The sequence below is a fragment of the Bacillus tuaregi genome (genome assembly GCF_900104575.1).
Classification (GTDB): Bacteria; Bacillota; Bacilli; order Bacillales; family Cytobacillaceae; genus Bacillus_BD; species Bacillus_BD tuaregi.
In genome coordinates, this window is the sequence record NZ_LT629731.1 from 2,073,026 (window position 1) to 2,098,227 (window position 25,202).

23 protein-coding genes are annotated in these 25,202 nt (G+C 40.6%); 17 read left to right on the forward strand and 6 right to left on the reverse strand.

Annotated elements, in window-relative coordinates; all coding sequences use genetic code 11:
- The first annotated feature begins 111 nt into the window (after nt 1–111).
- From BQ5321_RS12215 to BQ5321_RS12240, 6 genes are all read left to right on the forward strand, one after another.
- Nucleotides 112–1,656, forward strand: coding sequence for a phytoene desaturase family protein (locus tag BQ5321_RS12215; protein WP_071394755.1), 1,545 nt, complete (start codon nt 112–114; stop codon nt 1,654–1,656).
- Between the two features lie 191 nt (nt 1,657–1,847).
- Nucleotides 1,848–2,420: a TetR/AcrR family transcriptional regulator gene (locus BQ5321_RS12220; RefSeq protein ID WP_071394756.1), complete on the forward strand. Its 573-nt coding sequence runs from the start codon at nt 1,848–1,850 to the stop codon at nt 2,418–2,420.
- Nucleotides 2,421–2,513: 93 nt separating this feature from the next.
- The gene (locus BQ5321_RS12225; RefSeq protein ID WP_071394757.1) at nt 2,514–3,431 is read left to right on the forward strand and encodes an SDR family NAD(P)-dependent oxidoreductase; all 918 of its coding nucleotides are present in this window, start codon (nt 2,514–2,516) and stop codon (nt 3,429–3,431) included.
- Nucleotides 3,432–3,554: 123 nt separating this feature from the next.
- Nucleotides 3,555–4,433 carry a LysR family transcriptional regulator gene (locus tag BQ5321_RS12230; RefSeq protein ID WP_071394758.1) on the forward strand — a complete coding sequence of 293 codons (879 nt, stop codon included), beginning with the start codon at nt 3,555–3,557 and terminating at the stop codon, nt 4,431–4,433.
- Nucleotides 4,434–4,559: 126 nt separating this feature from the next.
- Complete coding sequence (locus BQ5321_RS12235; protein WP_390622162.1) at nt 4,560–5,627, forward strand: branched-chain amino acid aminotransferase; 1,068 nt, start codon at nt 4,560–4,562, stop codon at nt 5,625–5,627.
- A gap of 130 nt (nt 5,628–5,757) precedes the next feature.
- Nucleotides 5,758–7,830: a LysM peptidoglycan-binding domain-containing protein gene (locus BQ5321_RS12240; RefSeq protein ID WP_071394760.1), complete on the forward strand. Its 2,073-nt coding sequence runs from the start codon at nt 5,758–5,760 to the stop codon at nt 7,828–7,830.
- Between the two features lie 62 nt (nt 7,831–7,892).
- On the opposite strand, the gene BQ5321_RS12245 is transcribed toward BQ5321_RS12240, so the two are convergent.
- On the reverse strand, nt 7,893–8,885 hold the full coding sequence (locus tag BQ5321_RS12245) for a DUF3231 family protein (RefSeq protein ID WP_071394761.1): 993 nt from the start codon (nt 8,883–8,885) through the stop codon (nt 7,893–7,895).
- 222 nt (nt 8,886–9,107) lie between these two features.
- Between BQ5321_RS12245 and BQ5321_RS12250 the strand changes: the two genes are divergently transcribed.
- On the forward strand, nt 9,108–9,650 hold the full coding sequence (locus tag BQ5321_RS12250) for a DUF7010 family protein (protein WP_071394762.1): 543 nt from the start codon (nt 9,108–9,110) through the stop codon (nt 9,648–9,650).
- 67 nt (nt 9,651–9,717) lie between these two features.
- On the opposite strand, the gene BQ5321_RS12255 is transcribed toward BQ5321_RS12250, so the two are convergent.
- The 4 genes from BQ5321_RS12255 to BQ5321_RS12270 all read right to left on the reverse strand — a co-directional run bounded on the left by BQ5321_RS12255 (nt 9,718) and on the right by BQ5321_RS12270 (nt 14,808).
- Nucleotides 9,718–12,300 carry an ABC transporter permease gene (locus BQ5321_RS12255; RefSeq protein ID WP_071394763.1) on the reverse strand — a complete coding sequence of 861 codons (2,583 nt, stop codon included), beginning with the start codon at nt 12,298–12,300 and terminating at the stop codon, nt 9,718–9,720.
- Nucleotides 12,297–12,980 carry an ABC transporter ATP-binding protein gene (locus BQ5321_RS12260; RefSeq protein WP_071394764.1) on the reverse strand — a complete coding sequence of 228 codons (684 nt, stop codon included), beginning with the start codon at nt 12,978–12,980 and terminating at the stop codon, nt 12,297–12,299. The genes BQ5321_RS12255 and BQ5321_RS12260 overlap by 4 nt, the downstream gene beginning before the upstream one ends.
- Nucleotides 12,981–13,118: 138 nt before the next feature.
- On the reverse strand, nt 13,119–14,123 hold the full coding sequence (locus BQ5321_RS12265) for a sensor histidine kinase (protein ID WP_071396892.1): 1,005 nt from the start codon (nt 14,121–14,123) through the stop codon (nt 13,119–13,121).
- Nucleotide 14,124: 1 nt separating this feature from the next.
- The gene (locus BQ5321_RS12270; protein ID WP_071394765.1) at nt 14,125–14,808 is read right to left on the reverse strand and encodes a response regulator transcription factor; all 684 of its coding nucleotides are present in this window, start codon (nt 14,806–14,808) and stop codon (nt 14,125–14,127) included.
- 260 nt (nt 14,809–15,068) lie between these two features.
- Here BQ5321_RS12270 and BQ5321_RS12275 point away from each other — a divergent pair, with 260 nt between their 5' ends.
- Both BQ5321_RS12275 and BQ5321_RS12280 read left to right on the forward strand, forming a co-directional pair.
- The gene (locus BQ5321_RS12275) at nt 15,069–15,419 is read left to right on the forward strand and encodes a DUF6054 family protein (protein ID WP_071394766.1); all 351 of its coding nucleotides are present in this window, start codon (nt 15,069–15,071) and stop codon (nt 15,417–15,419) included.
- Between the two features lie 74 nt (nt 15,420–15,493).
- Nucleotides 15,494–16,237 carry a hypothetical protein gene (locus tag BQ5321_RS12280; protein WP_071394767.1) on the forward strand — a complete coding sequence of 248 codons (744 nt, stop codon included), beginning with the start codon at nt 15,494–15,496 and terminating at the stop codon, nt 16,235–16,237.
- A gap of 133 nt (nt 16,238–16,370) precedes the next feature.
- Here the strand turns inward: BQ5321_RS12280 and BQ5321_RS12285 are convergent, their stop codons facing one another.
- On the reverse strand, nt 16,371–17,114 hold the full coding sequence (locus BQ5321_RS12285; RefSeq protein ID WP_071394768.1) for an NADPH-dependent oxidoreductase: 744 nt from the start codon (nt 17,112–17,114) through the stop codon (nt 16,371–16,373).
- Between the two features lie 421 nt (nt 17,115–17,535).
- Here BQ5321_RS12285 and BQ5321_RS12290 point away from each other — a divergent pair, with 421 nt between their 5' ends.
- From BQ5321_RS12290 to BQ5321_RS12325, 8 genes are all read left to right on the forward strand, one after another.
- Nucleotides 17,536–18,084 (forward strand): hypothetical protein, encoded by a 549-nt coding sequence (locus BQ5321_RS12290; RefSeq protein WP_071394769.1) that lies wholly within the window; start codon nt 17,536–17,538, stop codon nt 18,082–18,084.
- A 551-nt stretch (nt 18,085–18,635) separates the two neighbouring features.
- A complete protein-coding gene (locus BQ5321_RS12295; protein WP_071394770.1) occupies nt 18,636–18,995 on the forward strand; it encodes a hydrogenase maturation nickel metallochaperone HypA/HybF in 360 nt (119 codons plus the stop codon).
- A 109-nt stretch (nt 18,996–19,104) separates the two neighbouring features.
- Nucleotides 19,105–19,632, forward strand: a complete 528-nt coding sequence (locus tag BQ5321_RS12300) for a cytochrome b5 domain-containing protein (RefSeq protein ID WP_071394771.1) — start codon at nt 19,105–19,107, stop codon at nt 19,630–19,632.
- Nucleotides 19,632–20,552 carry a hydrogenase small subunit gene (locus tag BQ5321_RS12305; RefSeq protein ID WP_084786757.1) on the forward strand — a complete coding sequence of 307 codons (921 nt, stop codon included), beginning with the start codon at nt 19,632–19,634 and terminating at the stop codon, nt 20,550–20,552. Before BQ5321_RS12300 ends, BQ5321_RS12305 begins: the two co-directional genes overlap by 1 nt.
- A complete protein-coding gene (locus BQ5321_RS12310) occupies nt 20,530–21,936 on the forward strand; it encodes a nickel-dependent hydrogenase large subunit (protein ID WP_071394772.1) in 1,407 nt (468 codons plus the stop codon). Before BQ5321_RS12305 ends, BQ5321_RS12310 begins: the two co-directional genes overlap by 23 nt.
- Complete coding sequence (locus BQ5321_RS12315; RefSeq protein WP_071394773.1) at nt 21,936–22,391, forward strand: hydrogenase maturation protease; 456 nt, start codon at nt 21,936–21,938, stop codon at nt 22,389–22,391. Before BQ5321_RS12310 ends, BQ5321_RS12315 begins: the two co-directional genes overlap by 1 nt.
- Nucleotides 22,392–22,817: 426 nt before the next feature.
- The gene (locus BQ5321_RS12320; protein WP_071394774.1) at nt 22,818–23,819 is read left to right on the forward strand and encodes a macro domain-containing protein; all 1,002 of its coding nucleotides are present in this window, start codon (nt 22,818–22,820) and stop codon (nt 23,817–23,819) included.
- Nucleotides 23,820–23,897: 78 nt separating this feature from the next.
- Complete coding sequence (locus BQ5321_RS12325) at nt 23,898–24,548, forward strand: vWA domain-containing protein (RefSeq protein WP_071394775.1); 651 nt, start codon at nt 23,898–23,900, stop codon at nt 24,546–24,548.
- The last annotated feature ends 654 nt before the right edge of the window (nt 24,549–25,202 follow it).

Here is a 25,202-nt window from a genome sequence, read left to right on the forward strand (position 1 = left end):
CCCCGGCTGAATGAAGTTAAGCCTCCGGCGGATGTCACGGATTTTTAAAGGTAGTTTACCCGAGCGAGCTCGATAAAAATCCGGACGCAAATTCGACGGGCGAATTTGATTATGAGTGTGGTGCTTACGATGGAAAATTATGATTTCATCATCATTGGTGCAGGGATGGGTGGCTTAAGTGCTGCCAATTTTTTAGCCAAGTATCATAAAAGGGTACTGGTGCTGGAAAAGCATCATATTCCCGGAGGTCTTGTCACGTCTTTTACAAGAAAAGGAGTCCATTTTGATTTAGGGATTCATGGACTTTATGAATTAAAAGAAAACCAGGCTATCCCTCAGTTCCTAGAATTCTGGGGAGCACCACCGATTGATACAGTGCCCTGTTGCGGAGCTATGAATGGTTATATCGATGGCAAAAAGCATGAATTCAGCGCTGAGAGCCTTAAAGAAGATTTCATACGTGAATTTCCTGACAACAAAAAGGAGATTATGAAACTTTTTTACATAATTGAAACGATCAATCAAGAAATGTTTTCCGGTACAGAAGCACCGGATCCACCCTATGATATGAATTGGCTTCAGTTGCTTCGCTTTGGCATCAAAACCAAAAAGCAAAAGCCGATGTTTATGAAATATGGCAATAAGGATGCGAGGAAAGTCCTTGACCAAATAACCACTTCTAATGAATTAAAAACCGCTATCTATTCCTACTGTCCCTATCCGATGGTGTTTATGGCATTTGCTTATCAGTGGGGCGTATTCGGTCATACTGAATATCCGCGAAAAGGAATGCAGGCGATTCCAAATGCAGCCGTTACAGGTCTGAATCGAAACGGCGGCCTATTGAAGCTTAAGACAGAGGTATGCGAGATTCTTGTGAAGGATGGACGTGCCTATGGCGTCAGGACAAAGGACGGAGATGAATACTACGGAAAGGTCATTAGCAATGCATCACCACACTATACCTATAGCTGGATTCAGGGAAAGGAGAAAGGTGTGAAAAAATGCCAGGGAAGGATTGCTGATAAAAAGATATTTCCTTCTATATGTGCTTTATTTATGGCTGTGGAAGAAAAGTATGATTTTGGAAAGGTGAAATGTATTAGCATCACAGGAAGCAAGGATTATCAGAAGGTGCCTGAAGAATACAATGAGGAAACGGCACCAATCGTCATCAATATCTATCCGAAACAGGAAGAGGACCGATATCAGCCACTTGTTGCGCTAATTCCTCTTGAGTACAGCTATGAGGATAATTGGAGAACAGAGGAAGGAAAGGTGCGCGGGGAGGACTATCGATTATTGAAGAAACGGGTTGAAGAAACCATTTTAAATCGAATCAACCATCATTTGGGTGCGGAATTTAGGAAGGCGACTGTTTTTCATGAGCTTTCAACGCCACTAACCTACGAGAGGTATACATACAGCGAGAAAGGCTCGTTTATGGGATGGTCCATAGCAGAAAAGGAATATGGAAGGTATTTGAAACAAAGAACGGATCTAAACGATTTATATTTGGTGGGACAATGGGTGTTTCCTGGCTTTGGCGTAGCGGGTGTTATGGCTAGTGGCTATTACCTCGCGAAAGAGTTACTAAAGGAAGACGGCATCGACTTGAAGCGGGAGTTTACAGAGTATTTTTCAGAAAAGGAATGAAGGTAAGTCTCCGGCGATTCCTGCGCTTTTTTAAAGGTCGTTTAGCCGAGCGAGCACAGGTAATCCGGAGGCAAATTCAACGGGCGAATTTGATCAGGTCCTTTCATAAAAAGTATGAATACTGCTTTTATTCTATAAAAGAAGCTGTTATACTATTATTAACCAGTGGTCAATAAAGGAGTTTTTCGCAGATGTCCCCTCGTAAACCAACCTCTCAGGAACTGACAAAAGAATTAATACTCGAAAAAGCCCGGCTTCAGTTTGTTGAAAAAGGGTTTCAACGGGTATCGATGCGCAGTATTGCACAGCTTCTTGGATGTAGTCATGGAGCTATCTATTATCATTTTAAAAATAAAGCCGAATTGTTTTATGCGGTGGTTGAGGAGGATTTTTCTAAGCTGAAGCGTCGGTTAGAAGAAACGATTGAAGGACCTGAGGATGATACCACAAAGCTGTACTCTGTACTACTCAGCTATATTGAATTTGGCTTAAATCATCAAAGTCAGTATGAGCTGATGTTTTTGATCAGAAATTCAGAAGTGGATAGTCTTTCACAAGCATCCGCCAGCCAGAGCTATCAAAGGTTTGCTGAAACAGTTCAATCATTGTCAGACAAAAAGTTGAAAATTGTAGATGTCTGGTCGGCATTTCTTGCGCTTCACGGCTTTGTATCTCATTATCGTGGATATGTTGAAAGCTTTGAAGAAGCACGTTTGGCTGCTCAAGCACATGTAAATTTTATTATAAAAGGACTAAAGGGATAATATGCTTCATAATATTTTAGGCAGGTGTGACGCTTGCCTACATTTTTTATATCGTATTGACCAGCGGTTAATAAAAATAGGAGGCTGTTTTATATGAAGAAAGCATTGGTATTAGGTGCAACAGGTGGGATTGGTTCGGCGTTGGTTCTTGAGCTTGTTGAACGAGGCATAGAGGTAGTTGCTTTTGCCCGAGGACAGAAAAAATTACATGATTTCTACCAGCATGTGCCAAGGGTATCCATTTTTTCAGGAGATGCTCTCGTCGAGAAGGACGTGTTGGAGGCGGCTGATGGGGTCGATGTCATTTTTCATGCAGTGAGCTTTCCTTATGAAACTTGGGAGAAGACACATCCTTTATGCATTGAAAACATGATTAAGGGAGCAGAAAAACACGGAGCCAAAATCGTCTTAGCGGATAATATTTATGCTTATGGAAGACAGCCAGGAATAGAGGTACAGGAAGAGACGGAGAAGAAGCCACATACAAAAAAGGGGAAAATCCGTCTCGCGATGGAAAATAGAATCAAAAGCAGTCTCGTTCCTTATTTGATTGTGCATCTACCAGATGTATACGGCCCCCATGCCGAAAATACCATCCTTCATGAAACACTCAAAAATGTCGCTCGTAATAAAACAGCTAATTTTGTTGGTCCCATAAACGTGCCTCGAGAGTATATTTTTACCCCGGACGCTGCAAAAGCAATGGTGGAATTAGCGAGAAGAGAAGAGGCGTATAATCAAAATTGGAATATCCCAGCTGCACGCCCCATCACGGGTGAAGAAATATTAGAAATCGTACGGAACGAAGCAGGCTATCAGAAGTCATTTAGAACAGTCTCCAAAAATATGATTCGATTTATCGGAATCTTCCAACCATTCATGAGGGAGATTGTCGAGATGATGTACTTAACAGAAGAACCCGTCCTCTTATCGGGAAAAAAATACGAAACGCAAATCGGACCCCTACCAAAAACAACCTATCAGGAGGGAATTAGAAGAACCTTACCATAAGCAGGCATCTCAGGTGCCAGGCACCTGTCGATTTATGTCAATAAGTGTTGTTTGTTCACTTTTGCTGGTTTTTTTATTATTGTTAAGAGAGTGATACACCTAAAAACCAAAGGGGTTTATTATATGGATATACAGCACCTTAAATATTTTGTAGAAGTGGCTAGACAAAAGAACTTTACAAAAGCATCACAAATCTTGCATGTCTCGCAACCATCCATCAGCAAGATGATCAAAAGCCTTGAGGATGAATTAAAGGTCACATTATTGGATCGTTCAGAGAGAAAAATTGAATTGACTGATGCAGGCGTAATCGTTTTTGATCAAGCATTAAAGATTCTTCAGTCACTTGAGGATGTTTATTCTTCTGTAAATGAGCTGGCGCAAGTAAAAAAAGGAACCGTGAAATTGGGATTAATGCCGACAACCGGTGTCATCCTTTTTCCTAATGTCCTTGCCGGATTTAAGAAGGAATATCCACAAATAGATATCCAAATGGTTGAATATAATGCGAAGCAATTAAAGACTAGGGTTGAGCAAGGAGATATTGATTTAGGAATTACGGTTCTTCCGGTAGATTCCGAACGTTTTGAAACGGTCCCATTGTTATCTGAAGAACTCGTGGTCCTTGTAGATAGTGAGCATTGGCTAGTCAAAAGCGATTCAGTAAGTTTAGCAGATTTAAAGAATGAATCCTTTATCCTTTTAACCGAAAATTATGCCCTTCATGATGTGGTGAAACAAGCGTGTATGCAGTCGGGATTTGAACCCATTGTGACTTACAAAAGTTCACTTTGGGATTTAATCGGTGAAATGGTATCAGCAAGGCTTGGAATTTCATTAATTCCTCGGTCGATGGTAAGGCTTATCAATCAAAACGTCCATACGATTTCCTTGACCTCTCCACAAATCGAGTGGCAGTTAGTTCTGATTTACAAGAAAAATAAATATCTTTCCTTTGCGGCACGAGAGTTTATTAAGTATATCCAAATGCATAAACCTTAATCCACTATAACTTTAACCTATAGTTTGTATAGTTTATATATATTTTACGAATCGACACCCCCAGAGTAAGATGAGAAATAAATCTTCATTCTATTTGAAATGTTTATGCAAATGACTATGGGGGCTATGATGATGAAAATAAAAATGGAATTAACCAAGGTTAAAAAAGATAAACCTATCAGTAACCAGTTAGGCTTTGGACAGTTTTTTACTGACCATATGTTTATCGAAGATTATACTGACGAAAAGGGCTGGCATGATCCACGAATCCTACCGTATCAATCCATTTCCTTAGATCCAGCAGCAAAGGTTTTTCATTATGGTCAAACGGTATTTGAAGGCTTAAAGGCGTATCTGACAATCGACCAAAAGGTGCGGTTATTCCGGCCAAAAAGCAATTTTAAACGATTAAATGCCTCTAATGAACGGCTATGCATTCCTGCGATTAATGAGGAGCATGTATTAGAAGCATTGAAAGGATTAATTACAGTCGACCGTGAATGGATTCCGACGAATCCAGGAACGTCCCTGTATATCCGTCCATTCATCATCGCAACCGATCCGTGTTTGGGCGTGTCCTCTTCTAAGAGGTTCCAATTGATCATCATTATGTCACCGGTGGGGTCTTACTACAAAGAAGGGATAAAGCCCGTAAAAATTCAAGTGGAGCAGCATTATGTACGGGCTGTTGCAGGGGGAACGGGCGCCGCAAAAACAGGTGGGAACTATGCTAGCAGTCTGAAAGGACAAGAGCTTGCAAGCAAGGATGGATATTCGCAAACCTTATGGTTAGACGGGATTGAAAGGCGATACATAGAAGAGGTAGGAAGCATGAATATCTTCTTCAAAATAAATGGTATCGTTGTAACACCTGAGTTAAATGGAAGCATCCTACCAGGTATTACACGTGATTCCATGATACAGCTGTTAAAATCAAAAAATATCCCTCTTGAGGAGCGCCGAATTTCAATGGATGAGGTTCTTGAAGCCTATCATAACGGAACCTTAGAGGAGGCCTTTGGTACAGGAACAGCCGCCGTCATCTCACCAATTGGTGAATTCAAATGGAAGGACAATCGAATCATCCTAAACAATAGCGAAATAGGCGAAGTCACACAAATGCTCTATGATACGTTAACAGGCATCCAAAACGGCTCACTGGAGGATCCATTTGGTTGGACGATTACATGGTAATCGACAAAAAACGACGTAAACCGACGGGTGACAGGCACTCGTCGAAAAGTTCGCTAAAAGGAGAATGATTTGATCCAATTCGTAGGACACTACTGTCAATGACTTTTTTTGAAAAGGAGCTTGAGGCAGTATGGACCGAATTCAGAAATACGAGCTAAGGCGAATTAATCAAAGTGATGAGTATGAAATCGTTCTTTATCTGGCAGAGGATTTATCCGAGTTTGCTGATGAATTAGGTACGTTGCCTAAAGATAAGAAAACGGTGGTTTCACTTGCCAAACAGATTGTGAAACAACATTATCCCAATATGAAGGTAACGATGGTCAAGGTTATCATCGGAGGCATGGCCGTTACGGCTATCCCATTTATGAGTGGGAATGTTTCAACTGCACAGGCATCCACTTCAGTAAATACAACTCAAGTAGCACAGGAGGATTCTATATATTATCAAGTGGCATCTGGAGACACTCTGTGGAATTTATCACAGAGGTTTAACACAACCGTTGATTTGATCAAACGAGCGAACAATCTTACGTCTGACAACTTAAACCTAAATCAGAAACTCATGATACCAAAAGCCATTCACACAGTAGGAACAGGAGACTATTTAACGGTGCTCGCTAAGAAATATGGCACAACCGTGTCTGCCATCAAGGTAGCAAACAGTTTAACGAATGATAGTACACAGCTTGGGCAAGTATTGATCATCCCAACCGTGATGAGCGGACAAACACAGCCTGCACCCGCTCCCGTTACTCAACAGCAGCCCGCACCTCCTGCCACTACACAGCCGCAGCCTGTAGAACAAATCAACACCTATAGAGTGGTTGCTGGAGACAACTTATTCGCCATTGCCAATCGCTTTGGCACAACAGTCGATGCTTTACGAACAAGTAATAACCTTACAACCGATTTATTACAGATTGGGCAAACCTTGACGATTCCATCGAAGGCAGCGATTGCCCCGCCACAAGGCAATACAGCTCCTGCTCCACAGCAAACCAATAGCACATATACGGTAGTGGCAGGAGACAGTTTATCATTGATTGCGAAACGCTTTGGCATAACAGTCGATGCATTAAAAACAGCGAATCAATTATCAACGGATTTTTTACGGATTGGTCAGGTGTTAACCATTCCTACAGGAACCATCGCTCCAGAAACAGGTACGGTGCAGGTTAAGCCACCCCCTGTAGAAACAGCTGTACCTACAACCTATACAGTTGTAGCGGGTGATAACCTATGGGCCATTTCTCAACGGTTTGGAATAACCGTTCCACAACTAAAAAGCGCGAATCAATTAACGACTGATGCGTTACAAATTGGTCAAGCACTAACGATTCCTACTGGAACAACCGGGAGTAGTCAACCAGCTCCTGCAACAGGAACAACTGAGTCAGCTCCAACACCGGCACCAGAGACTACGGCTGAAAATCGCGTCACTTTTACTTATTCAGTTCGCTCAGGGGACACACTCTATGCCATTGCTAAGAGGTATGACGTTCCAATCGATAAGATTCGTTCGGCAAATCAATTAACATCGGATGCTTTACAGGTAGGGCAAGCACTGACGATACCGGATGGAATGAACGCACCTGAGCAGACAGGAGCCAATACCATTACTTATACAACTCATACGGTAGCTTCAGGTGATAATATTTGGGATTTGAGTGTCCGATATGGAATACCTCAGGCTGAATTGTTACGGGCAAATAATTTAACTACGAGCAGCAGACTTTCCATTGGTCAAAAATTAAAGGTTCCGGTCTATCATATTGCTGTCAAGCCCGTTATCAGTGAAAGACATGGCGAATTATTGGATTGGTGGAGTGAAGCCCAGTATATTTTCACGATTGGAAAAACGGCAAAAGTAACGGATTATGCAACAGGTAAAAGCTTTAATATCACGCGAACAGTAGGTGCTAATCACGCTGACAGTGAAACGGTGAGCATAAATGATACGAATATAGCCAAATCGATATGGGGCGGTTTCTCCTGGACGCCTCGAGCGGTCATTCTTGAAATCGATGGCAGAAGGATTGCCGCCAGTATGAGCTTTATGCCTCATGAACGTGAATACATTGCCAACAACGGCATTACCGGCCATTTTGATGTATACTTCGGGAACAGCACGAGACATGTAGACGGAAAACCTGACGCATCACACCAAAAACAAGTTGAAAGAGCCGCCGGCCTTAAATAAGACTGTAAATCGACAGGTGAAAGGTACCTGTCGATTTTGTGATTGATCACCATCATGATCCATTAGTGGTGACGATCTTCCATTTGTGGGGGTTCTTCAAACCATCCGTTTTTAATTTTAATTTCAATCCCTTCCTGGGCATAGGTATATATATCCTTTGCCAGCACAAAAGCCTTCATGGCTAAATCATTTCTTAAACTAAAAAATCCACCTGTTCCAGATCCTACTAACCCGAAGCCATTCAGGATATAAATGCAGTGCAACATTAATTTATCTGAAAAGGGAGGAACAGTTGATGAGGTTACCGTAGCACCAGAGGCGGCAGATAGCTGAACGTCGGCCTCTAAAAGCAGCTCTTCCATCATTTTGACCTGTTTCTTAGCCAACTCTTTTCCTTTTAAGAAATATTTTCTGGCTTCTTTGTTTTCGGCGCATTGAGCAAAGCCTGTAATTAACTGCATCCCAATATTATTTACCTCAAGATTATGGTGAAGGATGCCGACTTCCAGATTATTTAATGGCCTTTTATCACCAATGAGTTTAAAACCTTCCATATATTTTTTACTTTTAATGAATTCCGTTTTCTTTGGCATTGTAACTTTGGGAGGCAGAGTTAGAATTCCTTTTTCAAGTAAATAGGTAGTTGAAAGCTTATAGATTTTTTGTGTAACGGTGGTGAGACCCTCATAGATCCCCATGACCTTTTTATTGTAGGACATGTTAAAACCAAGAGTGTACAGCCCCATACTGACTTCCTTTAACACCCGGACAAACATAATGTCAAAGCCGTTATCATACAATTTGGGTGCCTCGAGATTCACATCTTCTGCAGTAAAACCAACTGGTATCACCATTCCTTGTTCAGAAAAGAGGGTTTCCATCTCTTTTACATAAAAATCAAGCTCCTGCCATAGGCCGCCTAAAATATTCCTTGCCTTCGGGTCATCTGCGGTTTCAATAAAATATTCGAGCATTCGCATAATCAAGGTTTTTTCCTGGTAGGTCTGCCAAAGTGAGCCAACCTCAGATACATTGATTGGATTTGTTAAAACCAAGTAGGTAACCTCCTAAAAAAATGTAAACAACTTAAGATTTGAATATATAGACATAATTAGAATAACCAAAAAGGGGAAAACGATACCAAGCTTTGCTGCTGATACCGTCCTCGTTCCTACTGAATTTCACAAAATTTATAATAATATAAATTTTATCCTAAACATGTTAGTATGAATGTTAGAGAATGAACAGAAAGATGAAAGGAAGGGTGAGAAGTAACCTTGAATCTAGACGAATCGAAAATAGCCTTATCGCTAAGAGGTAAAAATGGAATTGGTTTTTTATTATCCGGACTCATCATATGGATCATTATTACCGTCATTTTCTTACTTTCGATTGGTAACTATGAGAAAAGTGTTTTTATGCTATTTTCCACTGGCCTAATGTTTCCTCTATCTGTTGTTTTATCTACAGTCATTAAAGCAGATTGGAAAAGTAAGGATATTCCTCTAGGAAGCCTCGGTTTTTATTTAAACATTGCTCAAATGATTTATTTTCCTATCCTTTTCTGGGCGATTGGTAAAAGCCCGGCGGACACGGTCATGTTTTTTGCCATTATAACAGGCGCTCATTTTTTTCCTTATGGATGGTTATATCATGCAAAACCTTTTTATTTCATGGCACCATTCATATCGGTCTTCATCACAGCACTTGGATGGTATCTGGATGGCGAGAGTCTGTGGTTAATACCGATGTCAATGGTTTTTCTTTTACTGGTGTTAATTATTTGGCTTTATTTTGATTACAAAAATAAACGAAAATAATGTGCATCCAGACCTCATTCCAGCTAAACAAAAACGCGATTAGCATGTGGGCTAATCGCGTTTTCTTTTAAATATTTTCCTGCTTCAAGCTTTCGATAATGTTATCATTCTTTATTTTCGAAATCGAATACAGCATCGCTGAGCCGACAATCAAGAAAATCACAATGATAACCAATAGAATACTCATCCACGGAAGGCTAAATTCATACTCGAAGGTGTAGCCGGTGGAGCGATGAATCCCGAACATAACAAGCACGCTGAGTGGCAGACCATAGAGTAAAGCCTTTACGCCATAAAAAATACTTTCATAATGAATCATCTTATTAAAGCCCTTCGGCGTCATACCCACGGACCTGAGCATTGCAAATTCCCGTTTTCGCAGGGAAATGCTGGTTGAGATTGTATTAAAGATATTAGCAACTGAGATGAAAGAAATAAGCGTAATAAACCCATAAGTGAAGACAGACAGCAAGATTATCATCTGTTCCTCTTGTTGGCGCTGCTGATAGACATTGTATACTTGGAGATTCGTTTCTTTTCGATCTTCAATCGCTGTTTGAGTCGCCATTGGATCCGTACTGTTTAGATGGACATAAGTGCCTACTTCCTCTGGGTCAATCCCTAACTGCTCCATGCTGGTTTCGGGGACGATTATATTTAAGCCACCTAGAGAAGGAGTATGAACGCCCATTGGAACTTGGTCTGTTAGAGCACCAATTTCAACACTGCTCAAAAATTCTCGTTGTAGCTGTTCATTAGGGTTATCTCCGTTAGGGATATTAGATAAGTCAAGGGTATCTCCCACCTCTGCTTCAATCGTTTTGGACTCAATAAATTTTTTCGATAGATAATCTTCATAGGAGGTTTGATTGATGATAATCGCTCTTGGTGTATCTTGCTGGTAAAAAGCATCAGCGTTTACACCGATTTGTTCCGCATAGTCTTTAAAGCTTTTTTGATCCAAGCCATGCACGGTCACAAAATAAGGGAACTTACCATCCTCAAGTTCCTGGTTATGCTCTTTGATTTGCGTTTTCAGCTGAGCTGGAAGCTTATCCATCTCAACTAGGGCATCCAATTGTGCTTCCTTCATGATGGAAGCTTTGGTAACATGTTCTAACTCGGTTAACTCAGCAAGCTTATGCCACTCTAATTCGCTAGAGTATATTTGAATATCAAACTGTATATCATTTTGCGACATCGAAAGTGACTTTTTCAGATTATCGGTAAAATAACTGACCGATAAAAACAAAACAATGCTAATCACAAGTGAAAACACGGTGGCCAAATATCGCTTTTTATTTCTTTTGACATTCTTCAGACCAATTTCCGCTTCCAATCCAAACACTTTTCGTACAAGCTTAGAGGTTTTTACCGTTTTCCCTGACAGCTTGATGTCATGGGTTTGGCGTATGGCATCAATTGCTGACACTCTTGAAGCCTTTCGTGCTGGGATATAGGTGGATATAAAGATGGTTACAATTGAAATTCCACAGGCAATCAAAAGGGAAGAAGGTGTCACGACTAGCTCTAGCTTTTCAGAAACCCCAAGTGCACTCTGGAGGAACTTGTTGATAAAAGCAAAGGTAATCCCAATCCCTCCAAGTCCTGCAAGAATTCCAATCGGAATACTAATTGCTCCAATCACCGAGCCTTCAAAAAAGACAGAATTTCGTTTCTGCTTTTTCGTCGCACCAACACTTGAAAGCATCCCTAAATGTCTGGCCCGCTCAGATACACTTATGGCAAACGCATTATAAATTAAAGCGACAGAGCCGATGATAATGACAGCCATAATAATACCGGCTAGAGAAAAAAGCGTCATCCGCAGGTTATCATTTTTCGTTAGACCATAATAGCGTAAGAGCTCGGTATTATAATGAAACTTTTCAATCTTATGGGCTTGGGCGAGAGTTTCTACATGGTCATAAAAGGAACGATTTATTTTCTTCCATACCACAAACGCGTCAACCTTTTCACTTAAAGTCTGTTCATCCACGTAGCCAATAACGGTGTAACCTGGGGACCAGCTCGTTTCCCAAGAGGGGCGTTCAATCGTCCCAACGATTTTCACCGTTTTGGTTTCGTTTATTTTCAGCTCTTCATTGATAGTCTCGTCCTTCCATTTAAGGAAGTCCGTTTGCGTGAGTGTCTTTTCGTTTTCCTTGTCCCAACGGTCACCAATGTCGACTGTGATCTCTTCGCCGATTCTGTACTCGACTTTCGCATTACTCTCAATCGCTTCAGAAATCGCGATTTCATTCTCATTGCGGGGAAGTCTGCCTTCTAGCACTTCAATCGGGAAGTGCTCCATACCTGTTTTGTTATAGTTTTTAAAATATAGGTAAGGTTTATTGATGTTATTTGAGTCTTCTAGTGCAGCATAGCCATCGCTAGAGAGAATGACCGATTTGGTTTCACTGTCCTTCGCAATCGCCTCGATTTGCTCTGGTGTAACATTTTGATATTGAACATGCCATTCTCCATTGTCACTAATTTCCTGGCGAATCATTAGGTCTAAAAAAGAAACACCCAATGTCGCCACAGCGGTTATCATGGCTACTGAAATGATGACCCCGATAATGGTTACGAGGGAGCGGCGTTTGTTTTCTTTTAAATGCCTAATGGTTACTTTATTGATGATATTCACGGACGAATCACCTCATCCTTGGCAATCCTGCCATCTTCAATCGAAATGATGCGGTCTGCTTGAAGAGCGATGCGTTCATCATGGGTGATGACCATCAAGGTTTGATTGTAAGTTTTGTTGAACATTTTCAGCAGTTCCATGATTTCCTTGCTGTTTTGACTATCCAGGTTACCTGTCGGTTCGTCGGCAAGCATAATCGCAGGAAGGCTGATTAAGGCACGTCCGATGGATACACGCTGCTGCTGACCGCCTGAAAGCTGGTTAGGTAGGTGGGAAAGGCGTTCGTTCAAGCCCAAAATCTCAACCACCTTGTTAAAATGGGCCGAATCCACCTTTTGTTCATCCAAAAGCATCGGGAGTGTAATATTTTCTTCTACCGTAAGGATGGGTATCAGATTGTAAAATTGATAAATTAAGCCAATTTGTCTTCGTCTAAAAATAGCTAGCTGTGTTTCATTCAAATCATAAATATCGGTTCCATCAATCAGCACTTTTCCACTCGTTGGACGATCGACACCGCCTAGTAAATGAAGCAGGGTGGACTTTCCTGAACCAGATGGTCCAATGATGCAAACAAAATCGCCTTTTTTCACGGAAAAAGAAACATCATCAAGGGCTTTAACCGCTGTTTCACCCTTGCCATACACCTTTGAAAGATTTTTAACTTCTAATATATTCATGTGATTGCCTCCATCATTTCTTTGTATGATGTCAGTATATCGAGCCAGTATGACTTTAACGTGACTCTAAAGTGACAATTTATTCACTTAAGCGGTGAAAGGGAGGGGATGAGTTATGATGGATGAAAAAAAGCAGGATTATATCACCTGCTTGAAAAACTTAATCTGGAATTGACTCCCGGCACCAGGCTGACTTTGCACCTCAATATCCCCCCGCTGACTCGTAATAATACTGTACGCCATCGCAAGCCCGATTCCGACACTATCCTCACTTGCGTTTTTTCCTTTGTAAAAGCGTTTGAAAATGTAGGGGAGTTCCTCCTTAGGGATTCCTTTGCCATTGTCACGAATGATGATTTCTGTGAATAAAGCATTCTCTGTGTAGTGAATGTCGATTTCGCCGCCTTCTGCCGTGTGCTCCACACAGTTTTTGATAATATTTATGAGTGCTTCTGCTGTCCACTTGAAATCACCGAAAAAAGTGGCCTCTTGCTCGCCCTTGACAGTAAGGCTTTGCATTTTAATGTCCATTGGTACTAATAATGGCTCGACGGCTGCTTGAATGAGCGCATCGACCATGACTGTTTCTTTTTTAAAATTAATCGTACCGGCATCGATTTTGGACAGCTTTAAGAGGGAAGATACAAGCCATTCCATGCGCTCCAGCTGAACCTGTAGATTCCGAGTAAATTCCGCTCGTTTTTCATCATCCAAGCGTGGATCACATAATAAATCCGCCATCACCACCATCGAGGTGAGGGGGGTTTTTAATTGATGCGAGACATCTGAAATCGCATTGGTCAGCTTGGCTTTATCCTCTTGCAAAACAGCCCCATGCTCAGAAAGCATTTTCGTCACTTTGTAAAGATGACTTTTTAAAATGCTTAACTCTCCTTCATGGTTATCACGAACATCCAACTGAAAGTTCCCAGAGCTAATTTCCTGTAAATAGCCTGAAAGTCTTTCAATTTCACGGTAGCGCCAGTTCGTGAACATCAGCGTACTGCCTATCAGAAGGATAGAGACCACAATCACCAGGACAGCGGAGGCGAGGGAAAGGAAAATAGCGGCTACCGTAAAGGCAATTCCGCTAATCAGGAGAAGAGTGGCAAGTAATAATTGAATTTCGCGGTTACGAAGCAATTCAATCACCGACCTTATAACCCATGCCTCTAATCGTCTTGATGATGGTTGGGCTTTGCGGATGGTCTTCTAGCTTTTCTCGTAATCTTTTAATATAGACGGTTAAGGTATTGTCGTTGACAAAATCACCGCCCACATCCCAAATCTGATCGAGCAGCTGAGCTCTTGTGAGAATTTGTCCAATATGATTGGCAAAAATCAGGAGCAACCGATATTCTAATGCCGTCAATAAGATTTCCTTGCCATCTTTATAGACCTTTCCATCCAATAGGTTAATTTGAATATTTTTAATTTCGATAAGGTTTTTCGGTTGAGTATCGCGATGATAACGGCGGTAGACCGATTTAATTCTAGATATAAGCTCACGAATGCGAAAGGGCTTTGTAATATAATCATCCGCGCCCATATCAAGACCCATGACCACGTTTACTTCATCATCATAAGCGGTTAAAAAGATGACCGGAATATCTCGGCGTTTTTTCACCAACTGACATAGGTCGTAGCCGCTGCCATCCGGCAGATTGAGGTCAAATAGGCATAAATCGATTTCATCTATTTGATTATGTATGATATCTGTTGCTGCTGCTGCATGATAACACAGCACGGTTTCATAATCCTCTTGCTTCAAGGAGTACTCTAATCCTGAAGCGATGGTGCGATCATCTTCGACCAATAGAATTTTCATTCATTTCACCCTAACATTCCGTTATTTACTGTTACATCTTACTGAAAGAGGAGGCGACCGTCAAAAAAAAAAGAGTGATTAATATTAGAGCATGGTTCGAGGCGATGAAAAAACAAGATGACCCAAAAAAATCACACTTTTTGGGTTACACATGTAAATAATAAGCTATCATGAAAATAAGAGTAACTGGAAAATGAAGTGCACTGGGCAAAAAATACAAATTTAGATTGTCATTTAAGCATTGAAGGGGGAATGAGTGAATGCAAAACCCTATTGAATTCAAAATATCCTTATCACCGTTTGAAGCAGCAAATATGATTCTAAGTGCACCAACAGCGAAGGATGATTTAGTCTATTGGGAACATCATTTAGTTGGAGACGAAGGGAAACAAATCTGTACCTTTATCTTTGAAAGGTATTATTTCCGGACAAGCGGCAGGGCGACGCTAACGGTCATCTTAGAAAATTTCGATGGAGAAAATAAGGTAAGATGTATCCCTTCAGGAAGTGCTGAGAGCCTCTTCAATGTCGATTTTGGAGCAAGCAAGAATTTTATTGATTGGATACGGGATGTACTAAAAGAATTCGTTTTGAAAGAACCTCATGAATAATCTGTTTCATGTTAGGTTTATCTCATCGCAATCCTAACGATTAACTAAAGTATCCTACTAGGAGGAGAGTTAATATGATTCAAGAAAAAAGATTACCACTAGATAATTTAGAGTCTTTCCCAGGCAGGTGGCTGGGAGGCCTGTCGTTAATAATAGCACCAATATTATTAGTTGTAGCAGCATTACTTAGAATACAATTTAATTTCTTTTTCCCTGATCAATTAGCTGCTTATGAAACACATCCAACCTTAATGCTCACATCCTATAGTCTTTTCTTTATTGGCATGGTTTTATTATTTCCAGCAGTATTAATTCTTGTTCAGCTAATTAGTAAAAATAAGCCACGTTTAGGATTTTGGGGTGGTCTATTAGTAATAGTTGGTTTATTTGCAAGAGCCTTCCACTCGGGAGTCGATCACTTTGCTTTTCAAATTGTTAAAAGTGAAACTGTTGACGTTGCTGCTGATTTTATAGGTGACTTTTATGGGATGTTTCATATCGTTAATATATTAAATTTTTCTATTCTGTTTGGCTGGATTGTGTTAGCAATAGGAGCATATCTTTCTAAAGTATTTGGTTGGTTCCGTTCTCTTGCATTAGGATTGATGTTTGCATTAGCGATAGGGGTATTAAAAGGAACGAATATGACAACAATCATCTCTTTAATTGGACTCTGCCTTGCCTTCCCTCCATTAGGAGTACAAGTTCTGAAAAGTGGAACCAAGCCAAAATTAAAAGCCGTTCTATTTTACATCTTCATTATTGTATTGGTGCTTTGTTCATGGTTATTTATGAGTGAAATGGAAAGACCACATTAAAGACTAGGTGACAGGCACCGCCCGAAAAATCTTGTTTCACAGAATGTTCCACAGTGTGTGAGTATGATTTCATTTCGCCAAATAAACAGGGCAGATTTAAGCACCATCCCATTTTTAGGATGGTGCGTTTAGATTATTTCTCTCCGCCGGGAAATTTTTGTTGCTTTAACATCTCAGCTATTCCGTGATAGTAGGACTTGCTGAAAAAGTTAGCCACTGATTCTGTCCATGTGCTGGAGCGGTTGTTTTGCTCTCGTTCTTCTAAATATTTTTTATAGGTATCATTATATTGTTCCAAAAGTGGCATCAGCTCCTGCTGATAGGTTTCTGTATGGTAAACGGCTTCCTTTGGAAGACGAGGCTTTTGATCAGGTACCTGTGCAGGATGTCCAATACATAAACCTGAAACAGGAATCACATATGGTGGTAGATTAAGCTCCTTAATCACTTCAAGTCCATTTCTTCGAATTCCACCAATCGGAACCGTCCCAAGCCCCAATGATTCAGCCGCTGCAACAGCCGTCCCGAGGGCAATGCCTACGTCTGTGGCCCCGACAATGAGTGTATCTATATCGAAAATAGCCTCCATTGATTTGTCTTCCATTTGACTGGCGAGATAGGTTCGATAAAAGTCAGCGCAAAAGATAAGAAATACGGGTGCTTCAGCAATATGCTTCTGTCCTCCACAAAGCTCTGCTAATTTTTTCTTACGTTCAGTATCCTTCACCGCAATGATAGAAAACTGTTGTCCATTAATCCAATTCGGTGCCGTCTGTACGGCCTGAATGATTTGATCCAACTCTTTCTCATCGACTGGTTTGTTCTCATAGGACCTTACGGAACGGTGTGAAAGCAATGATTGAATAACCTCGTTCAACTAAATAACCTCCAGTTTCTTTTTAATATCTAAAGATAATTGTATCGAAAGCTTATTTATTAAAGCAAGGAAACCGGCTTGTTGGAAATAAAACGATGATACTTTATTTGGATTTTCCGTTTCTTTTATTTTCTAGAATTAGCGTGAGTAATAGTCCACAAAGCGCCCCAATAAGTCCTCCCATGATAGCGCCGATTTGGCTCACAGCTTCGTATCCACGCCCTTTCTACTAATTAGTAGATCAATAATATGGGCAGTTAATTCTTGGCACCCAAATCCTGCTTGGATTTCGGTGCTGAAGCATTTTCTCTATGTTTCCTTGATGCAAAGTAAGTGACTTTCACTTCCTATTTTCAGTCATTTGTCATTTTCAGGGTCTATTCTAAAGATAATAAATGGCTACTTAAAGGAGATTTTATGTATGAAGGTTTTGAAAATGTTGCTCATCGCATTATTCTTTGTTTTTTCACTTAGCTATGTAGCGGTTGGAAGCAACGTCGTTTCGGCTGATGATGATTATGAAGAAGACTACGAAAACCATGACGAGGAGGAGAAGGAAGAAATTTATGAAGAGTTAGGTGAAACGCTTGGCTGGGCATCGGTTATAGCTATGGTTGCTGCTGGATTACTATTCCCATTTAGAAAGTCGGCGAAATGGATTGTCATTCATTATCCAAGATTAAAAACTCATTATATTTCGATTGTGAAGTTCTTTGGAAAATACCACTTGGCTATTGGCATCATTGCCTTTGCTGTAACTATTTTTCATGGTGTTACCATGTATCTTAGTGAAGGAAAGCTGGGGGACGATGGTATCATTGGATTAGGCTCTGGTATTCTAATGGTCATCGCTGGCATTATCGGATTCTTCCTTTTTAAAAATAAAAAAGTGAAAATACTTCGCACGACACATATGATCTTGTTTGCCTTTGCATTGCTTATTGGGGTTGTTCATATCATCGCCTCATAGTTCAATTTGTAAACTATAGATAATTTCCTTTTTCTTGTGATTATAAACTTTTGTCAACTATATTTTTCATTTGTCATAGAAATTTCATTTTTAACTTATATGATGGAATCAATAAATTAGTAAAGGTGGTATTTAAAATGATGGAAGCGAAAGAAAGAATGAACTTTATTTTTAAAGGAATCGGTATGGTAGTGATTGTTGGGGTAGCTTTATTATCAGGAGGCTTGCTTGGATAAGAATTAGGGTTTATTTATCGAATTGGCGATGTTATACATGAGTGTTGATTTTTGCTCCAGGCACTTCGCGCAACTTAAGGCGACCACCGAGCCGACTCGGGCACTACATGTCTGCTGGGTCTCTTCTTCCTCGCTTCTCCTGCTGGAGTCTTTGTGTCTGAAACGAAAATCAACCTGCAAATAAGCAACATTATACTTTAACACAGCAATCGAAGTAAAAAAGACTACGTGAATATATTTCATCCATGTAGTCTTTTTTACTATATTGCGAGCATAAACATCTGATGAAGGAAAATTTTAGAAGGTGTGTAAAGGATGCATGAGATGTCTCTAATGTCTGAAATTATTGAAATAGTCTCTAGAGATGCAAGCTTACATGGCTTTAGCAAAGTAGATAAAATTGATCTGATTGTTGGTGAGTTAGCAAATGTAATGCCAGAGGCTCTTGAGTTAGCCTTTTTCCATTTTCGGCAACAAGGAATCGGCCTTCTTAATGAAAATACGAAATTAGAAATTATACGTGAAGTGGCGAAGGCAAAATGTCAAGAGTGTTGGTTTGAATTCACACCTGACTATAGAATCGCGTTATGTCCAAAATGTGGAATTTCAAATGGTCTACTCGTTTCCGGTGAAACCTTTCAAGTTGAAGCTTACGAAGGAAGTGATGAACTGTGACAGTGGATTAGTAGAGAAAAGATGTTTATCGTCAATGCTTTTGAAGGTGTATGTTCATTTATGTTTGTATGAAGCGGATAGGGGGAAACGGTCTAAAGGGGAGAACATCATGCAAAACATCGAAATGATTAGAATGCAAATCCATTTTCTTGTGACACAAGCGCGTCAGGATCTCTATACGTTATCTACCTTGAATGACGCTTCTATGAAACCGCTGATTCTTCAGCGATTATGGGATGCATTATCAACAATCCATTTTCTTAGTGAGTGGCTGGCAAATCAAGCGAAGACTAGTTACCCTTTTTCACCTTCACTTCCAGCAATTCCAGTTCCTTCAGGGAATTTACATCAAGGACAGATTCCTCCCATTACTCCTTTACCCATTCCACCTATATCACCATCGAATCAACGAACCTTTACAATGGAAGAATTAGCTGCATTTACTGGGAAAAATGGCAGGTCTGCCTATGTTGCGGTTAATGGTGTTGTCTATGATGTAACGAACAACCGGACATGGGCAGCTGCTACCCACTTTGGCTTAGTGGCAGGCAAAGATTATACGCAGGAATTTGCTTCATGTCATGCTGGGCAACAATCCATCTTGGCTACACTACCGGTTGTAGGGAGGTTAGTTTAATGGAAGGACCTATTTTGCCACCAGAGTCTTTAACAAATGAAGCCATTGCAGGAAGGTTAACACATACGGCATTGGAGAACCTCCAAAAGGGGTTGATCCAAAAACAAAACCTCATTTACTTGGAATTAAACGGTTGTTCCGGTAATATCATTTCCTTGTTAAACGGGCAGAAGCCGGACTTTGAGTACACGTTACAATCGATGGTTGACCTGAAATATTCGAATAGTTTAATGGCTGCTGAAGGAGAGCAGGCTATCGAGAAACTAATCAAGGCGATGGATGAGGAGTATATTTTAGCCGTAGAAGGAGCGGTAGCACTTAAAAACAATGGTTTATATAACATTATCGGCAGCTGGGAAGGAAAGCCTCTAACTGGTCTTCAAGCAGCTAAGATGCTCGGGGAAAAGGCTTCACATATTTTAGCGGTGGGGTCATGTGCCACACATGGAGGGGTGTCTGCGGCTAAACCCAATCCATCCCAATCGGTGGGGCTGCAACAGGTCCTGCCTGATAAAAATATGATTAAGCTTCCTGGGTGTCCTGTTCACCCGGACTGGTTTTTAGGGACATTAGCGCATTTTTTACTTTATGGAGAGCCGGAAACAGATAACTTAGGCCGGCCTTTACTGTTTTATAGCACACTGATCCATGACCGATGTCCAAGAAGACCGTTTTTTGACCGAGGGATTTTTGCTGAAAAATTAGGAGATAAAACCTGTTTATTTAAGCTAGGCTGCCGTGGTCCTGTGACGAGGGTGGATTGTCCAACAAAGCAGTGGAACGGTCATGTGAATTGGCCGATAGGAGATGATACGCCATGCATTGGCTGTGCTCAGTTTGGTTTTCCAGATGCTATGGCGCCGTTCATCAGCTATGACACGACAAGGGTGGTGAAGAATGAGGAAGAGAATCGTCATTAATCCGTTGACACGAATTAGTGGTTTTATGGAAATTGATGTCATGATTGACCAGAATCAAGTCATGGATGTGCAAACAAAAGGAAATTTATTTCGCGGCTTTGAGCAAATGTTAGTAGGGAGAAGCCCGTTCGATGCCGTTTATTTCACTCAGCGAATATGCGGCATTTGCTCTGCCGCCCACTCCGTGGCGTCATCCTTAGCTTTAGAAGATGCATTAAATATTGAACCATTAGAACAAGGAAAGTATTTACGCGATATCATCCATTGCTGTGAGTTTCTCCAAAATCATATCCGCCATTTTTATCAATATACAGTTCCCGACTTTGTAAAAATTGAACAAAACACTCTTTTCCAGACTGATCATGACGATTATCGATTACCTAAAAACGTGAATGATCGGATATCACAGCATTACTTTGATTCTCTCAGGTACAGTCGACTGGCACATGAGATGTTAGCCGTTTTAGGTGGAAAAGCACCCCATAATCATGGAGTTTTTATTGGAGGAATCACCACACAGGCGACAGCCGAGAAAGTCGTACATATCGATTCTATTTTGGGGAAAATCTCCAGTTTTATCGATGAAAAAATGATACCTGATGTATATGACATTGCGCGCTACTATGAAGACTATTTTCGTATGGGCGGAGGATATGGGAATCTATTAACCTATGGTGCTTTTAACCATTATAAGGAGTTAGGCACCCTATATGCGGATCCTCTTGTCTCCACAATGGAAACAGTTGAAGCATTTAATGAAAGTAAAATTCAAGAAAAAATAGATTACTCCTATTTCATACAAAAAACGAACAGCGACCAACCAAATGAACAAGTAACAGAGCCGGATATGGAAAAAGAAAAAGCCTATTCCTGGGTGAAGGCACCAAGATACAACGGTCTCCCCTTTGAAGTCGGACCGCTGGCAAGATTAGTATTAAGTGGAGAGTACAGTAATGGAATCTCCGCTATGGATCGAACAATTGCCAGAGCACTAGAAACAAAGAAAATCGCAGAGATTATGAAAATATTGCTTCAGCAAATCCTTCCAGGTGTAAATATGCAAAAAATATACGAACTTCCAGAAACGGCATCTGGAAGGGGGCTAGTGGATACTACGAGGGGGGCGCTGGGACACTGGCTAAAGATTCAAGATAAGAAAATCTCTTTCTATCAAATCATTACACCTTCTACATGGGATTTTTCAACGAGGGATGATCATGGTTTTAGAGGTACGGCTGAAGAAGCTTTAGTTGGTACACACATTCAGAATCCAGATAAACCTGCAGAAATTGGCAGAATCCTACGTTCCTTCGATCCCTGTATGTCCTGCGCAACCCATGTATATAGTCCAGGTAAACAAGTAAAAACGATAAAGGTATATTAATGGAAAATATCATCGTTTTAGGTATTGGCAACCAATTAATGATGGATGATGGAATCGGAATTTATCTCATTGAGCAGCTATCCAAGCAGAATCGTACGCCAAATGTAACTTTTTTGATTGGAGAATCAGACATTGATTACTGCTTGGACCAAATCACGCATGCTACATTTGTCATCATTGTAGATACGGTCTGTTCAGGAAACAAACCAGGAGAGCTTACTGTTTATCCCCTTGCTGGTTTGCATGAATATGTCACTTTAGATATCTCTGCACATAACTTCCACTTATTTCAATCGTTGTATCAACAGAAGGAAGCCATAAAGGGTTTTCTCATAGGGGTAGAGCCTCATCAGATAAAATACCTGATTGGATTAAGTGAAACGATAAGAAAAGAATGGCAGAGGATTCTTCAAGAGGTCTCAGAGACAATTGAGAGATTGATTGGAATGAATTGAAAGATGAAACAGAACAGGATCATCGATGATCCTAGGAAAGTAAAGCAGAAATGAGCTGCAGGCGTTATATGGCGTCGATGAGATGATGATTGTGACGATTACCCCATTCGCTGTGAGATAGCTTCAGTCTTATCAATTGATTGCCGAGGAGATGTTACATTAAGTGCGGCACTTGGGTAGCGGAAGCGCCTTATAGGCGACCGTACTTCGCTTTTTCCGAAAGGTTGGGTAGCCTAGACGCCTTATAGGCGACCACAATTTGCCTTTTTCTTTCATTTCGGTCGCCAAAACCCTATTATCAAAGCGAAACTAGAACCCCAAAAATCTAAATCAGTGAACTAGTTGCTTATTCTCCTTTTTCCCTTCAAAAAATCACGGTTAATCGGTATCATGTAGGGAAGAACGAATAGTGGGAAGTGAAAATAGATGCCATTAGAAATGGTCCGGAATGATATTACGAAGATGAAGGTAGATGCGATTGTGAATGCGGCGAATCCTGCCCTACAAATGGGCGGAGGTGTTTGCGGGGCAATTTTCCGTGCAGCAGGAGAGAGAGAACTACAGGAGGCATGCAACAAAATTGGAGGCTGTAAGACAGGGGAAGCGGTCATTACTCCTGGATTTATGCTTGAGGCCAAATGGATTATTCATACGCCAGGCCCTATTTGGCAGGGCGGTACCCATCACGAAGCGGCCCTGCTAAAAGCCTCGTATCAGAATTCTTTAGAACTTGCGAAGCAGAAGCAATGCGAATCGATTGCGTTTCCATTGATTTCAACCGGTATTTACGGTTTTCCAAAGGAGGAAGCGTTACACATTGCCGTCACTACTATCAGCTCCTTTTTGCTTCAGCATGACATGCATGTCTATTTAGTTGTTTTTGACAAAAACTCATTCGGTTTAAGCCAAAAGTTATTTTCTTCCATACATCAATATATCGATGAGCATTATGTGGAGGAAATCGAAACCACGTTTCAGCGCAATCGAATGGAAGAACCGTACATAGTGGATACTTATCTTGAAGCGGAAATGGACGTGCAGGAAATCCAAGTAGAAGAGGACGCATCATTAGATATCCTGCTTAATCAGCTTGACGAATCTTTTTCCAATCAACTGCTCCGAAAAATTGATGAAAAAGGCATGACAGACGTCGAAGTGTATAAAAGAGCCAATATGGATCGTCGATTATTTTCGAAAATCCGGAATGGAGCCAATTCTCCGAAGAAGAAGACCGTTCTGGCGTTAGCGATTGCTTTACAATTAGATGTAGAGGAAACCAGTGCATTATTAGAAGCCGCTGGCTATGCCCTGTCACATAGCCAAAAATTTGATGTCATTATTGAATTTTTTATCAAACAAAAGAACTATCATATTCATGAAATCAATGAAGCTCTTTTTGCTTTTGATCAACCGCTGCTTGGTTCCTAATATGTCGCTTTCCAAGCGACCATTTCTGTCTTGAATCTTGTTATCCTATACGTACAAAGAATACGGAGGGTGATAAGAATGAAAAGAAATCGAACAGAGCTCGTGTTTATTTTAGATAAAAGTGGTTCAATGGCCGGACTGGAAGATGATACCATCGGCGGCTTTAATGCGATGTTAAAAAAACAACAAAAAGCTAAAGGCGATGCTTTTGTCACAACAGTGTTATTTGATCATCATTATGAACTATTACATGACCGCGTGAATGTCAAAAAGGTTTCCCCGCTTACCGAAAAGGATTATGAAGCAGGGGGGACAACGGCTTTACTCGATGCCCTTGGGTTTTCGATCCAAAAAATGATCCATATACAGAAGAAGTCGAGTCCGCCTGAACGGGCAGACAAGGTCCTCTTTGTCATTACAACTGATGGAATGGAAAATGCCAGCCGGGAGTATACAGCAGATAAAATCAAACAAATGGTTCAGCACCAACAACAGGAGTATGGCTGGGATTTTATGTTCCTTGGCGCCAATATCGACGCCATCTCAACCGCGGAAAAATATGGAATTCGAGAAGAGTTTGCCGTGAATTATCATGCAGACGAGGCAGGAACTCTGCTAAACTACGAAGCGGTCAGTGATGCCGTCAGTACCCTTCGAAGTGGGAAAAAGATTGATCGAAATTGGAAGGGTCAAATCGAGAAGGACTATAAGAAACGGTCAATGCGGTAATGAAATAACGTAGCTTGAAACAAGTTTGCTGGATTGACAAGAAAGGCGCTCAGATTTTTTCTGAGCGCTTTTTGGCGTAACATTTACCAACACTTCATGATAAAAAGTTTATTGCCTTCTATGCCAAAAAAATATCCCATAACAATAGGTAAGATGGCAAAGAAAATGAATAATAAATTGCCGAAACTCATTCCAATCAAAAATAACAAAATACCGTACAAGGGACTAATAATAAAGGTCATTAAATATTTTAGTATTTTATGATCAATCAATTTAAACACAATAAAACCATACGAAATCACACAGATAGCTAATAATAAAGCTATCATTTTACTCATCTCTTTCGATGGGGACATCTGCTAACTCACATATTTCCGATGATTTATATTTTCTTCATAACAAAAATGCTACTCGTTCGTTTAATAGCATCCATTCATAATCTATACCATTATTTTAGCATAAAAACTCTATATCATTATAACTTCGCAATAAACTCTAGCTTTTGGTAAATTTGCTCATACATTTGGATACCCCATATACAACCAATACAGTAATTAACTCGGAAGGTGCCCTTTCGCAACGGAAAGTGGAAGGATTGTTTCGCTAACAAGGCAGATTACTTTTAGATAAAATGGTAACCTAATAGATAAGGAT

Excerpts from the sequence above, each read along its gene's own strand:
- BQ5321_RS12225 (WP_071394757.1), top strand. The coding sequence starts at position 2,514 with ATGAAGAAAGCATTGGTATTAGGTGCAACAGGTGGGATTGGTTCGGCG.
- BQ5321_RS12290 (WP_071394769.1), top strand. The coding sequence starts at position 17,536 with ATGAAGGTTTTGAAAATGTTGCTCATCGCATTATTCTTTGTTTTTTCA.
- BQ5321_RS12310 (WP_071394772.1), top strand. The coding sequence starts at position 20,530 with ATGAGGAAGAGAATCGTCATTAATCCGTTGACACGAATTAGTGGTTTT.
- BQ5321_RS12220 (WP_071394756.1), top strand. The coding sequence starts at position 1,848 with ATGTCCCCTCGTAAACCAACCTCTCAGGAACTGACAAAAGAATTAATA.
- BQ5321_RS12320 (WP_071394774.1), top strand. The coding sequence starts at position 22,818 with ATGCCATTAGAAATGGTCCGGAATGATATTACGAAGATGAAGGTAGAT.
- BQ5321_RS12230 (WP_071394758.1), top strand. The coding sequence starts at position 3,555 with ATGGATATACAGCACCTTAAATATTTTGTAGAAGTGGCTAGACAAAAG.
- BQ5321_RS12235 (WP_390622162.1), top strand. The coding sequence starts at position 4,560 with ATGATGATGAAAATAAAAATGGAATTAACCAAGGTTAAAAAAGATAAA.
- BQ5321_RS12270 (WP_071394765.1), bottom strand. The coding sequence starts at position 14,808 with ATGAAAATTCTATTGGTCGAAGATGATCGCACCATCGCTTCAGGATTA.
- BQ5321_RS12275 (WP_071394766.1), top strand. The coding sequence starts at position 15,069 with ATGCAAAACCCTATTGAATTCAAAATATCCTTATCACCGTTTGAAGCA.
- BQ5321_RS12315 (WP_071394773.1), top strand. The coding sequence starts at position 21,936 with ATGGAAAATATCATCGTTTTAGGTATTGGCAACCAATTAATGATGGAT.
- BQ5321_RS12305 (WP_084786757.1), top strand. The coding sequence starts at position 19,632 with ATGGAAGGACCTATTTTGCCACCAGAGTCTTTAACAAATGAAGCCATT.
- BQ5321_RS12240 (WP_071394760.1), top strand. The coding sequence starts at position 5,758 with ATGGACCGAATTCAGAAATACGAGCTAAGGCGAATTAATCAAAGTGAT.
- BQ5321_RS12280 (WP_071394767.1), top strand. The coding sequence starts at position 15,494 with ATGATTCAAGAAAAAAGATTACCACTAGATAATTTAGAGTCTTTCCCA.
- BQ5321_RS12295 (WP_071394770.1), top strand. The coding sequence starts at position 18,636 with ATGCATGAGATGTCTCTAATGTCTGAAATTATTGAAATAGTCTCTAGA.
- BQ5321_RS12300 (WP_071394771.1), top strand. The coding sequence starts at position 19,105 with ATGCAAAACATCGAAATGATTAGAATGCAAATCCATTTTCTTGTGACA.
- BQ5321_RS12215 (WP_071394755.1), top strand. The coding sequence starts at position 112 with ATGAGTGTGGTGCTTACGATGGAAAATTATGATTTCATCATCATTGGT.
- BQ5321_RS12260 (WP_071394764.1), bottom strand. The coding sequence starts at position 12,980 with ATGAATATATTAGAAGTTAAAAATCTTTCAAAGGTGTATGGCAAGGGT.
- BQ5321_RS12325 (WP_071394775.1), top strand. The coding sequence starts at position 23,898 with ATGAAAAGAAATCGAACAGAGCTCGTGTTTATTTTAGATAAAAGTGGT.